At 67.8% G+C, this 12,720-nt stretch carries 9 protein-coding genes; 2 read left to right on the top strand and 7 right to left on the bottom strand.

Going from position 1 to position 12,720, the window contains the following annotated elements; genetic code table 11:
• Positions 1-5: 5 nt before the first annotated feature.
• The 5 genes from Sp245p_RS14540 to Sp245p_RS14520 all read right to left on the bottom strand — a co-directional run bounded on the left by Sp245p_RS14540 (position 6) and on the right by Sp245p_RS14520 (position 7,262).
• Positions 6-698: a DUF2161 domain-containing phosphodiesterase gene (locus tag Sp245p_RS14540; protein WP_014198538.1), complete on the bottom strand. Its 693-nt coding sequence runs from the start codon at positions 696-698 to the stop codon at positions 6-8.
• Positions 699-780: 82 nt separating this feature from the next.
• The gene (gene scpA / locus Sp245p_RS14535; protein ID WP_014198537.1) at positions 781-2,934 is read right to left on the bottom strand and encodes a methylmalonyl-CoA mutase; all 2,154 of its coding nucleotides are present in this window, start codon (positions 2,932-2,934) and stop codon (positions 781-783) included.
• Positions 2,935-3,073: 139 nt separating this feature from the next.
• Entirely contained in the window at positions 3,074-3,667 is a 594-nt protein-coding gene (locus Sp245p_RS14530; protein ID WP_014198536.1) for a biotin transporter BioY, read from the bottom strand.
• A gap of 38 nt (positions 3,668-3,705) precedes the next feature.
• Complete coding sequence (gene accC / locus Sp245p_RS14525) at positions 3,706-5,706, bottom strand: acetyl-CoA carboxylase biotin carboxylase subunit (RefSeq protein ID WP_041812960.1); 2,001 nt, start codon at positions 5,704-5,706, stop codon at positions 3,706-3,708.
• A gap of 23 nt (positions 5,707-5,729) precedes the next feature.
• Positions 5,730-7,262 (bottom strand): acyl-CoA carboxylase subunit beta, encoded by a 1,533-nt coding sequence (locus tag Sp245p_RS14520; RefSeq protein WP_014198534.1) that lies wholly within the window; start codon positions 7,260-7,262, stop codon positions 5,730-5,732.
• Positions 7,263-7,481: 219 nt separating this feature from the next.
• On the opposite strand from Sp245p_RS14520, the gene Sp245p_RS14515 reads away from it, so the two are divergent.
• The gene (locus Sp245p_RS14515; RefSeq protein WP_014198533.1) at positions 7,482-8,930 is read left to right on the top strand and encodes a helix-turn-helix domain-containing protein; all 1,449 of its coding nucleotides are present in this window, start codon (positions 7,482-7,484) and stop codon (positions 8,928-8,930) included.
• A gap of 60 nt (positions 8,931-8,990) precedes the next feature.
• Positions 8,991-9,719, top strand: a complete 729-nt coding sequence (locus Sp245p_RS14510; protein WP_014198532.1) for an aspartate/glutamate racemase family protein — start codon at positions 8,991-8,993, stop codon at positions 9,717-9,719.
• A gap of 75 nt (positions 9,720-9,794) precedes the next feature.
• Here the strand turns inward: Sp245p_RS14510 and Sp245p_RS14505 are convergent, their stop codons facing one another.
• Together Sp245p_RS14505 and Sp245p_RS14500 are read right to left on the bottom strand one after the other, a co-directional pair.
• Positions 9,795-11,021 carry a glycosyltransferase family protein gene (locus Sp245p_RS14505; protein ID WP_014198531.1) on the bottom strand — a complete coding sequence of 409 codons (1,227 nt, stop codon included), beginning with the start codon at positions 11,019-11,021 and terminating at the stop codon, positions 9,795-9,797.
• 3 nt (positions 11,022-11,024) lie between these two features.
• Positions 11,025-12,584, bottom strand: a complete 1,560-nt coding sequence (locus tag Sp245p_RS14500; RefSeq protein ID WP_014198530.1) for a glycosyltransferase — start codon at positions 12,582-12,584, stop codon at positions 11,025-11,027.
• Positions 12,585-12,720: the final 136 nt, after the last annotated feature.

The raw sequence follows: 12,720 nt of genomic DNA, 5'->3' as shown, positions 1-12,720 counted from the left end.
CACGCCTATTCGGCGGCGAGCGCGTGGGCGAAGGTCTCCACACCCTGGACGCCGGCCTCGCTCAGCCCATAGGTGCCCTTGGCGATGCGCTCGAACCAGCCATAGACGTTGCGTTGAAGGATGGCCGCGGCGTCCTTCGGTGCCCCGGCCGCGCGCAGCGCCTTCAGCGACAGCGGCCCGGCCTGCAACAGCCGGGCGCAGCGCAGCGCGTCCTGACGGTAGGCGGTGACGATCGGCACGCGGGTGGAGCCGCCCCGGTTGGGATCGCCGCGGCGCCGCGTATGCTCTCCCAGCAGGCGGGCGGCGCGCGTCCTGTCCTTGCGCGGGCTGTAGGGAACGGGGTCGAGCAGAACCTCCACCTCATGCCCAGCGGCCCGGCCGATGTCGACGATCAGCAGCCCGACGCCCAGCCGCCGGCAGAGCTTGCGCACCCCGCTGTCGTGGGGCGATGCACCGCTGGCCTTGCGCCCCGGCTGCGGCACGGCGAGATAGACGGTGTCGGTCAGGGCGAGCCGGTCGACCCCCTGAAGCAGCAGGTCCAGGGTGAAGCGCTTCTTCAGCTCGACGATCAGCGGCGGCTCGGCCCCGCGCACCGCGACGAGGTCGCAGCCATGGATTTCGGCCTTCACATCGTAGCCCTGGGCTTCGAGGAAGGCTTTGACGGGGGCGTAGAGGTCGGTTTCGGCGGTGATGGACAAGGGAAGTGGAGCGCGTTCTTGAAGGAGCCCCCACCCTAGCCCTCCCCCGCTGGGCGGGGGAGGGAAAAGTGCTGGCGCCGCTCTACGCCGCGGCCTTCTGCTTGCGCAGGATGGCCAGGATGTCGGAGGCGGCCTTCGGGATGTTGGTGCCGGGGCCGTAGATGGCGGCGGCGCCCGCCTTGTAGAGGTAGTCGTAGTCCTGCGGGGGGATCACGCCGCCGCAGACAACCAGGATGTCCCCGGCGCCTTGGCGGCGCAGCTCCTCGACCAGCTGCGGGACCAGCGTCTTGTGGCCGGCGGCCTGGGACGACACGCCGATGACGTGCACGTCGTTCTCCACCGCCTGACGGGCAGCCTCCTCCGGGGTCTGGAACAGCGGCCCGATGTCCACGTCGAAGCCAATGTCGGCGAAACTGGTGGCGATGACCTTGGCGCCACGGTCGTGCCCGTCCTGTCCCATCTTCACGACGAGGATGCGCGGGCGGCGGCCCTCCTCGGCGGCGAAGGCGGACACCTCCTCCTGGATCCTCTTGAAGCCCTCGTCGCCCTCATAGGCGGCGCCGTAGACGCCAGAGACGGAGCGAATGACCGCGACATGGCGGGTGAAGGCCTTCTCCAGCGCGTCGGAAATCTCGCCGACCGTGGCACGGGCGCGGGTGGCCTCCACCGCCAGGGCGAGCAGGTTGCCGGACTTCTCCGTGGCGGCCTTGGTCAGGGCCTCCAGGGCGGCGCGGCACTTGGCGTCGTCGCGGTTGGCGCGCACGCTGTTCAGTCGGGCGATCTGGGATTCGCGGACCGCCGTGTTGTCGATGTCCAGCACGTCGACCATCTCGGGGTTCTCCGGACGGTACTTGTTGACGCCGACGATCACCTCCTCGGCGCGGTCGACGCGGGCCTGCCGGCGGGCGGCGGCCTCCTCGATCAGCAGCTTGGGCATGCCGCTGTCCACCGCCTTGGTCATGCCGCCCAGATCCTCGACCTTGTTGATGAGGTCGAGCGCGGCGTTGGCGAGGCTGTGGGTCAGATTCTCGATGTAGTAGGAGCCGCCCAGCGGATCGACCACGTTGGTGACGCCCGACTCCTCGGCGATGATGAGCTGGGTGTTGCGGGCGATGCGGGCGGAGAATTTGGTCGGCAGGCCCAGCGCCTCGTCGAAGGCGTTGGTGTGCAGCGACTGGGTGCCGCCCAGCACGGCGGCCATCGCCTCGATGGTGGTGCGGATGACGTTGTTGTAAGGGTCCTGCTCGGTCAGGCTGACGCCGGAGGTCTGGCAGTGGGTGCGCAGGGCCAGCGAGCGGGCGTCCTTCGGGTCGAACTTCTGCTTCATCAGGGTCGACCAGAGCAGGCGCGCGGCGCGCAGCTTGGCGATCTCCATGAAGAAGTTCATGCCGATGGAGAAGAAGAAGGACAGGCGCGGCGCGAACTTGTCGACCGGCAGCCCCTTGGACATGGCGGCGCGGACATATTCGAGGCCGTCGGCGATGGTGAAGGCCAACTCCTGCACCGCGGTCGCCCCGGCCTCCTGCATGTGGTAACCGGAAATCGAGATCGAGTTGAACTTCGGCATGTTCAGCGCCGTGTACTCGATGATGTCCGCGATGATCCGCATCGAGGGTTCGGGCGGGTAGATGTAGGTGTTGCGGACCATGAACTCCTTGAGGATGTCGTTCTGGATGGTCCCGCTCAGCTTGTCCTGACTGACACCCTGCTCCTCCGCGGCGACGATGTAGCCGGCGAGGATCGGCAGCACCGCGCCGTTCATGGTCATCGACACCGACATCTTGTCGAGCGGGATGCCGTCGAAGAGGATCTTCATGTCCTCGACGCTGTCGATGGCCACGCCGGCCTTGCCCACGTCGCCGACCACGCGCGGGTGGTCGCTGTCATAGCCGCGGTGGGTGGCGAGATCGAAGGCGACCGACAGGCCCATCTGCCCGGCTTTCAGGTTCGCCTTGTAGAAGGCGTTGGAGTCCTCGGCGGTCGAGAACCCGGCGTACTGGCGGATGGTCCAGGGCTTCACCGCGTACATCGTGGCGCGCGGGCCGCGGGTGAAGGGCGGGAAGCCGGGCAGGCTGTCCAGCTCCAGCCCTTCCAGATCGTCGGCGGTGTAGAGGGCCTTGACGTCCAGCCCTTCCGGAGTCTTCCAGACGAGGTCTTCGAGCGTCCCGTTGGCGCCCAGGTCCTTGGCGGCCAGGGTCTGCCAGTCGGCCTGGGTCTTCTTCGGGAACTCGCTCATGGGACGTCTCCTCGACACGGCTTCTTGGTTCGAATGATTTGAAACGATCAATGAAATGGATGAGTCACTTGCCCCCACCCCGGCCCTCCCCCGCTGCGCGGGGGAGGGTTAGGGTGGGGGCAAGCAAGCTCCCCTACCCTCAGCCCTGCGACCGGCGGGCGACGACCTTCCAGGCGGCCTGCATGATCGCGGCACCCAGCGCGGTCTTCAGGACCGTGGCGGCCAGGAACGGCGTCAGGCCCAGAGCGACGGCCTTCTCGCCGCCGAACAGGACGGCCATCCAGGCCACGCCCGGAACGAACAGCAGGGCATGGCCGATCGCCAGGGCGCCGACGGCCTTGAGCGGGCTGCGGTCCCAGCCGCGCTCGGCCAGCCAGCCGGTGACGCCGGCGGCCAGGACGAAGCCCAGCAGGTACCCGGCGGTCGGGCCGGCCATGTAGGCCGGGCCGGCGCCCGGACCGGCGAAGACCGGCAGACCGGCGAGGCCTTCCAGCAGGTACAGCAGAACCGTCGCCGTGGCGAGGCGGCTGCCGTAAGCCATGCCGAGCAGGATGACGACCATGCTCTGCATCGTCATCGGAACCGGCCAGAAGGGCACCTGCACCTTGGCCGAGGCGGCCAGGAGCAGGCTGCCCAGAACCGCCGCGGTGGCGGCGGTGAGCAGGCCGCCCCGCGGGGCGACCGTCTCGAGAAGCGAAGCGGCACGCTGCGTCAGCGTGTTTGCGAAAGCCATCGTCCTTACCTTTCCCTATATGTCGGAGCCCGCTTGGCTCACGCGAACTCCAGGATCTTCTGATCGACCGCCAGGCTGGAGCCGGGCGTCGCGTGCACCTTGGACACCGTGCCATCCTGCGCCGCGCGCAGGATGTTTTCCATCTTCATCGCCTCGACCACGGCCAGCACCTCGCCGGCCTTGACCTCCTGCCCCTCGGTCACCGCGACCGAGACGAGCAGGCCGGGCATCGGCGACAGCAGGAACTTCGACATGTCCGGCGGCGCCTTCACCGGCATCAGCGCGTCGAGCCGCGCGGCGTTCGGCGTCAGCACCTTGACCAGCGCCTGGCTGCCGGAGTGGGACAGGCGGTAGCCGACGCCGACGCGGTCCACCTGGACGCAGACATGCGCGCCGTTCACCGTGCCGCGGAACAGCGGCTGGCCGAGCGTCCAGTCGCTCCACACCACATGGTGCCTGCCCTCGAAATCGACGGTGTAGCCGATGCGCTGCGGGCTGCCGTCCGTCGGGCGGACATGGACCGGGTGCTGCGTGCCGTCCATCACCACGACCCAGTCGTCGCGCACCCGGACCTTGTTGCCCGGCATCTTACCGGAGATCTGGATGTCGCGGTCGTTCAGGCAGCGATGGATCACCGCGGCGACGGCGATCAGGACCGCCGGCTCCTCCGGCGGCAGGTCGGAGGCGTGGAAGCCGGTCGGGTATTCCTCGGCGATGAAGTTGGTGGTCAGCCGGCCTTCGACGAAGCGCTGGTTGGCCATCAGCGAGGCGAGGAACGGGATGTTGTGGCTGACGCCGCGGATGTAATACTGGTCCAGCGCCTCGCGCATGCGGGCGATGGCGGCGTCGCGCGTCGAACCCCAGCTGCACAGCTTGGCGATCATGGGGTCGTAGTACATGGAGATCTCGCCGCCCTCGTAGACGCCGGTGTCGACGCGGACATGCGGGTCCTCCGACGGCGGACGGTAGTGGGTCAGCCGGCCGGTGGAGGGCAGGAAGTTGCGGAACGGGTCCTCGGCGTAGACGCGGGACTCGATGGCCCAGCCGTGCAGGTGGATATCCTCCTGCTTGAGCGTCAGCTTCTCGCCCGCCGCGACGCGGATCATCAGCTCGACGAGGTCGAGGCCGGTGACCAGCTCGGTGACCGGATGCTCCACCTGGAGGCGGGTGTTCATTTCCAGGAAGTAGAAGTTGCGCTCGGCATCGACGATGAACTCGACCGTGCCGGCGGACTTGTAATCCACGGCGCGGGCCAGGGCCACGGCCTGCTCGCCCATCGCCTTGCGGGTGGCGGCGTCGAGGAAGGGCGACGGCGCCTCTTCGATGACCTTCTGGTGACGGCGCTGGATCGAGCATTCGCGCTCGCCCAAATACAGGGCCGTGCCCTGCCCGTCCGCCAACACCTGGATCTCGATGTGGCGCGGCTGCTGGATGTACTTCTCGACGAAGACGCGGTCGTCGGCGAAGGAGGAGCGCGCCTCGTTCTGGGCCGAGCGGAAGCCTTCGCGGGCCTCCTCGTCGTTCCAGGCCACGCGCATGCCCTTGCCGCCGCCGCCGGCCGACGCCTTGATCATCACCGGGTAGCCGATGTCGCGGGCGATGGTCACAGCCTCGCTGTCGTCGGCGATGACGCCCAGATAGCCGGGCACCGTGCTGACGCCGGCGGCCTTGGCCAGCTTCTTCGACTCGATCTTGTCGCCCATGGCCTGGATGGCGTGGGCGTCCGGGCCGATGAAGGCGATCCCGGCCGCGGCCAGCGCCTCCTGGAACTCGCGCTTCTCCGACAGGAAGCCGTAGCCGGGATGGACGGCCTGGGCGCCGGTCTTCTTGCAGGCGTCGACGATGCGGTCGATCAGCAGGTAGCTCTGCGCCGAGGGGGCGGCGCCGATATGGACGGCCTCGTCGGCCATCTCGACGTGCAGGGCGTTCCTGTCGGCGTCCGAATAGACGGCGACCGTCTTGATGCCCAGGCGGCGCGCCGTGCGGATGACGCGGCAGGCGATCTCGCCGCGGTTCGCGATTAGGATCTTTGAGAACAGGGTCGTCATGGGGCGGCGCGCCTTCAGAGCGGGATGTTGTCGTGCTTGCGCCAGGGGTTCTGGAGCTGCTTGTTCTTCAGCATGGACAGCGCCTTGATGACGCGCCGGCGGGTGCCGTGCGGCATGATGACGTCGTCGATGTAGCCGCGCGACGCCGCCACGAACGGGTTGGCGAACTTCTGCCGGTACTCCTCGGTGCGCGCCTCGATCTTGGCGGTGTCGCCGATGTCGCCGCGGAAGATGATCTCCACAGCACCCTTCGGCCCCATCACCGCGATCTCCGCCGACGGCCAGGCGTAGTTGATGTCGCCGCGCAGATGCTTGGACGCCATCACGTCATAGGCGCCGCCGTAGGCTTTGCGCGTGATGACGGTGATCTTCGGCACGGTCGCCTCGGCGTAGGCGAACAGCAGCTTGGCGCCGTGCTTGATGATGCCGCCGTACTCCTGCGAGGTGCCGGGCATGAAGCCGGGGACGTCCACCAGGGTCAGGATCGGAATCTCGAAGGCGTCGCAGAAGCGCACGAAGCGCGCGGCCTTCTTGGAGCTGTCGATGTCCAGGCAGCCGGCGAGCACCATCGGCTGGTTGGCGACGATGCCGACCGTGCCGCCGTTCATGCGGCCGAAGCCGATGATGATGTTCTTGGCGTAATCGGGCTGAAGCTCGAAGAAGTCGCCCTCGTCGACCGTCTTGAGGATCAGCTCTTTCATGTCATAGGGCTTGTTCGGGTTCTCAGGCACCAGCGTGTCGAGCGACAGGTCGTCGCGGTCGATCGGGTCGGCGGTCGGGCGCTCCGGCGCCCGCTCGCGGTTGGAGGCCGGCAGGAAGTCGATGAAGCGGCGCAGCTGGAGCAGTGCCTCCACGTCGTTCTCGAAGGCCATGTCGGCGACGCCGGACTTGCTGGAATGGGTGATCGCCCCGCCCAGCTCCTCCGCCGTCACCACCTCGTGCGTGACCGTCTTCACCACGTCCGGGCCGGTCACGAACATGTAGGAGCTGTCCTTCACCATGAAGATGAAGTCGGTCATGGCCGGCGAATACACCGCACCGCCGGCGCACGGCCCCATGATCAGGGAGATCTGCGGGATGACGCCCGAGGCGTTGACGTTGCGCTGGAACACCTCGGCGTAGCCGCCGAGCGAGGCCACACCCTCCTGAATGCGGGCGCCGCCGGAATCGTTCAGGCCGATGACCGGCGCGCCGACCTTCATCGCCTGATCCATGATCTTGCAGATCTTCTCGGCGTGGGCTTCCGACAGCGAGCCGCCGAAGACGGTGAAGTCCTGGCTGAAGACGAAGACGAGACGCCCGTTCACCGTGCCGTGACCAGTGACCACGCCGTCGCCGGGTACCTTCTGGCCTTCCATGCCGAAGTCGTTGCAGCGGTGCTGCACGAACATGTCGAACTCCTCGAACGAGCCTTCGTCGAGGAAGAGTTCGATGCGCTCCCGCGCGGTCAGCTTGCCCTTGGCGTGCTGCCCGGCGACGCGCTTTTCGCCGCCGCCCAGCCGCGCACCGGAGCGCATGGCGTCCAACTTGGCCAGAATTTCTTGCATCAGGCGTTTCCCACTTTGGCGAGCGGCGGAGGACCTTGCGAACCTTGTGGCAGCGGTCCCCTCACCGGAACGCCTGGATTATTCACAAGATTTGCAACAGGGCAATTGGCCGGGCGGGAAAAATGTGCGAAGTTGCGAACATCTTTGCAAACGCAGCGCGCGGTTTGCCAAGATTGCAAATATGCACTTCGGCATAATCTTCGGGTGATAGGCGGGTCCATGCAGAAGCTCTTCCTCGGCTACAAGCTCCGCCGCCTGCGCGAACAGCGCGGACTGACCCAGGCGGCGCTGGCCAAGACGCTGGACCTGTCGCCAAGCTATCTGAACCAGATCGAGAACAACCAGCGCCCGCTGACCCTGCCGGTGCTGCTGAAAATCTCCGCCGTGTTCGAGGTGGACCTGTCCAATTTCGTCGAGGACGAGGACAGCCGTCTCGTCGCCGACCTGCGCGAGGCTCTGGCCGACCCGCTGTTCGCCGGGGCGCCGCTGACCAACGCCGAGCTGCGCAGCGCCGTCGGCTCCAGCCCTGAGCTGGCCCGCCGCGTGCTGAGCCTGCACCAAGCCTATCAGAAACTCCACGAGCGGGTGCAGTCGCTGGCCGACAGCCTGTCCAACCAGGAGCCGAGCGACGCCTTCGCCGGGCCGCAGTTCCCCTACGAGGAGGTCCGCGACTATTTCCACTACTGCAACAACTACATCGGCCCGCTGGACGAGGCGGCGGAAACGCTGTGGGACACGGAGAAGATCCACTCCGGCGCCCTGCTGAACGAGTTGGCCGCCTACCTGAAGCGGCGGCACGACGTGCGGGTCAAGATCGTCGCCGACGATGGCGAGACGGCCATGCGCAGCTACGACGGCAGCACCGGCACGCTGCGCCTGTCGGCCCTGCTGAACGGCCCCAGCCGCGCCTTCCACATGGCCCACCAGATCGCCCTGCTCGGCTTCGGCGACGTGATCGAGGATCTCGTCGTCCAGGCGAAATTCTCCAGCGAGGACGCGCGGTCGATCTGCCGGGTCGGGCTCGCCAACTATTTCGCGGGGGCTCTCGTCCTGCCCTACCGCGCCTTCGCCGCCCAGGCCCGCGCGCTGCGCCACGACGTCGAGCAGTTGCAGAGCCGCTTCGGCGCCAGCTTCGAGCAGGTCTGCCACCGGCTGTCCACCCTCCAGCGGCCGGGGGCGCGGGGGTTGCCCTTCTACTTCGTGCGGGTGGACATGGCCGGCAACATCACCAAACGCCATTCGGCCACGCGCTTCCACTTCGCGCGCTTCGGCGGCGCCTGCCCGCTGTGGAACGTGCACGAGGCCTTCGCCCAGCCCGGCAAGATCCTGGTGCAGTTCGCCACCATGCCCGACCGCACCACCTACATCGGCATCGCCCGCACGGTGACCAAGCGCGGCGGCGCCTATCTGAAGCCGTCGCGCCAGTTCGCCGTCGGGCTCGGCTGTGAGGCGACGCACGCCAACGAGATCGTCTACGCCGCCGGCATCGACACCTCCAACGAGGCCGCCGCCGTGCCCATCGGCGTGAACTGCCGCATCTGCGAGCGCACCGACTGCCAGCAGCGCGCCTTCCCGCCCATCGGCAGCCAGCTGTCGGTGGACGAGCACCACCGCAGCTTCGTCCCCTACCTGTTCACCCAGGAGGGGCGGACCGTGGAAAAGGCCTGAACGGTTGGCGATCCGCTGCGGCCGCTCTATCATCCGCGGCCCAACCGACAGGATCACGACATGACGACGCCCACCGCCCGGCCCCTGCCCCAGAAGACCATCGGCGTCCTCGGCGGCATGAGCAACCAGGCCACCGCCGAATATTACCGCCTGCTGAACGAGGGGCTGAACGCCCGGCTCGGCGGCTGGGACAACGGCGAGATCGTCATCGTCAGCGTCAATTTCGGCAACATCGAGCATTTCGTCCGCCGGAACGAGTGGGACGCCGCGCACCGCTACCTGTCCGGCAAGGTCGACGCGCTGGAGCGCGCCGGGGCCGACGTGATCCTGTGCGTGTCGAACACCATGCACCGCGTGGTCGAGCCGATCATGGCGGAGCGCCCCACCCCCTTCATCCACATCGCCGACCCGACCGGTGCCGCGATGCGAGAAGCCGGCCTGTCGCGGGTCGCCCTGCTGGGCACCATGCCGACGATGCTCTCCGACGACCTGCGCCGCCGCTACGAGGCGCGCTTCGGGGTCGAGATCATGGTGCCGTCGGATCCTGACAAGACAACGGTGGACCGCATCATCTTCGACGAGCTGGTGCGGCGCGATCTGCGCCCCGAATCCAAGGCCCAATACCTGGAGATCATCGACCGGCTGGCCGCCGACGGGGCGCAGGGGGTGATCCTCGGCTGTACGGAGATCTTCCTGCTGGTCGATCAGGCCGACCGCCCGGAGTTCCCGATGTTCAACACGACGGCGCTCCACGCCACCGCCGCCGTGGCCTTCGCGCTGGGCGAATAAGGGCCACCGATCCGGCGCGCCGGACGCCCGGCGGCGACGCGCGCCCTGCGCACGGGCGATGCACAACGGCCCCGTTCAGTCCTGCAATCTCGCGATGATCCTTGGCAGGATGGCGGTGAGGGCCAAGTGTTCGAAGGCCCAGTCCCGATGGGCCGACCGCAGCCTTGCGCGGCGGTCGGCATCTCCGGCCAATGCCGACAGGATCTGAAGCGCGTCCGCCTCGCCGGTGAAGGTCAGGTCATCCTCATGCGGGCCGAACAGCCGGTCCGTGTCCGTGTGCCGCCAGCTCACCGGCAGCCCGTCCCGTTTGATGATTTCCAGCGTCCTTGGGAAGACCGCCGTATCATAGGCGAGGCTGCCGAAATCCAGGCATGCTCCGGCGGCGTGATAGGCGTTGCGTGGCGCGGATGACACCGGCTCGGAAGCGATCCCAAACCGTTCCCAGCCGTTGCCCCAAAGCGAGAAAACCTCGCCGAAGCCGCTCCGGAGGGCGAGAGCGAAACGGCGGCGATTTTCGACGGCGAAGGCGATGGTGAAGGCACGGTTGAAATCCAGCGTCCAGGCAGGGTCCGCCGACCATTCCGTCAGCCCGCACAGGTCCATGGCCTGCAGCCTGTGCAGCGTCGGCCGCTCCATCATCGCGGCGGACACGGCTTCCGCATGGCGGTGGATCGCCGGAGGAACCGGCTCGCGGCCGGATTCGATGTGGTCCGGCCAGCCTTGCCCCAGATAGAGGAAGCGGTCCCGCACCGAGGCCTCCGCCTCTTCCGTGTCGGACAGTCCCTTCATCGCGGCGTAGGGATGGCGTTGCAGGCCGGGTGTCCCGTGCGACATCCAGCGCTTGTAGAGATCGACGGAACCGCCCTGCGCCGGGCTGGTGTAAATCCAGCGATGGACACCGAGCGGCTCGTGGAACACCCGCGTCAGACCGAGCCGGGCGGACTGTTCCGCCGATCCCCGGCACATGCACCACATGGAAATGTTGTTTTCCGTCATCCACCGGTCGGTCTCGCGGATCTGCTCCGTCGAGCGTGCCCCGACCTCCTCGAGCGGATGCTTCAGACAGATGTGGACGACGGCCGGCGGCGCGCCGAATCCGGCGATGTAGACGCGCAGCATCTCCACCGTCGGGCGGGGAATGTCGAACAGGTTCAAAACGAACAGGACGTCGATCCGCCGGTCGATCAGGTCCTGCGAGATGTCGGGCAAGGCCAGCACCGACTCATGGCCGAGATCCACCAGAGCCGCATGGATCGACCACAGGATTTCGGACGTGCCCTGGCCGCATAGAAGGAATCGCACGGCTTACTCCGGCTTCCTGAACAGCGCGACCGCCTCGGCCATATAGGCGGCGAGCTGCGGCAGGTTGCTCCCCTCCTGCTCCACCACCGCGAAGCGGGCACGGGCCTCGCCTCTCGCCGCGGCAAGCAGCGCCGGATCAGCCGCCAGAGCCGCGGCGCGGGCGACGAACGCCTCATCATCCGCGACCAGGAAGGCGGGGCCGGCCACGCTGGCCACATCGCCGCCGGCATGCGACAGCACCGGCAATCCGGCGGCCAGCGCCTGTGCCGCCCCCGCTCCGCCGCCGGTGCGGCGTGGATTCAGGAAAAGGTCGCCGAGTTGGAGCAAAGCCTCCAAGCGGTCGACATGGCCAAGACAGCGCAGCCTCGCGGCGTGGCGGCGGCCGGACAGCCGGCGGGGCAAGACCTCCGCTCCCCCGGCGAACAGCACCAGCGCCTGCGGCACCGCGTCCAAAATCCGCTCCAGCAACTCCAGGAAATCGCCATCGACCTCCGCGTCCAGGCGGTTGCCGACGACGATGCAGGCGAACGCGGCATCCGGAATGGAAAACTCCGCGCGCGTAGCGGTGTCGCCGCTGCGGCGCAGCGACAGGCCGAAGCGGAAAGGCCGCCAGGAGCGGGCCAGCCGCCCCTCACCGGCGGGGGGCACTCGGCCTCCGAAGTCCAGCACGATGTCGGCGAGCGAGATGGTCTGGCCGGTCGTGGTGGGGATGCACAGCAGCGGGCGCACGCCCTCCAGAAGATCGGCGACGACGACCGAACCGCCGAAGGCGATCACCAGATCCGGATCGAAGGCGTCCACGGCCGCCAGGAAGCCGTTCACCTTCTCCGCGGCGATGCCGGGTGCGGTGGAGGACAGCATGCTGACCGTCTCGTCCTCGAACCGGATCGTCTGCTCGCCGGACAGCCGTTCCTCGACGGCGGCGGCGAAGGGTGGAATGAACGGGCTGTAGTAGCGGTCCGGCATCATGTTGGTGTTGAGCACCAGAACCGTCCGGCCGAGGTCCCGCTGCAGCCGGACCGCAAGCAGCAGCAGGTCGCGCGATGGCTGGTGCTGGTCGGACAGGAACTGGTTGGTCACGATGACGACCTTGCCCGTGTCCGGCCGCCCCGCCTGGCGCGGGGCCGGAGCTGTGCCCAGCCGGGAGGATAGCTGCCGCAGGAACCGCTCATAGAAGGGGAGCAGCCGGCCGGTCGTGAAGTCCGGAACCGACGCCATGTCCATCCGCACCAGGAAAAGCTGGCGCTGCATCGACCAATAGATCTGGTTGATGCCGTCAAGCGGCGCCAAGTCCAGCACATGGTCCAGCATGTCCAGGATGTTCACGTATCGGCGAAGATCGCCCGAGACATGGGCCAGCGCCGATTCCCGAAGAATGGGGTCCAGACCGGCGGTCGCGGCGTCCAGCGTCTCCATCGCCGCAGCATCGCTTCCCAAGCCTGCCGCGCGTGCAGCGTCACAGCTTTCCGAAATTTCCCTCAGCGCCTCGCCGGTTCCGGCAGGGCCCTGCAGCCGGGCGATGAGGCTGGTCAGGACGGCGGCTCGGGAGCTGAGATCTGGCATGGGAAGACGGCCCCGGTTGAATCGAGAAGCGCTGGCCCAGCCCGACCCGAGAGATTTGGGCGAACGCGATTTTGCCACCTATAGGAACGGTTAGGGCGGAAGTCAACGCGATCGCCCTGCGCATCCTCAGCCGGGA

This window comes from Azospirillum baldaniorum, from assembly GCF_003119195.2.
Classification (GTDB): domain Bacteria; phylum Pseudomonadota; class Alphaproteobacteria; order Azospirillales; family Azospirillaceae; genus Azospirillum; species Azospirillum baldaniorum.
Note: the sequence above shows the minus strand (reverse complement) of the source record. Positions and strands in the feature narration are given on the sequence as shown.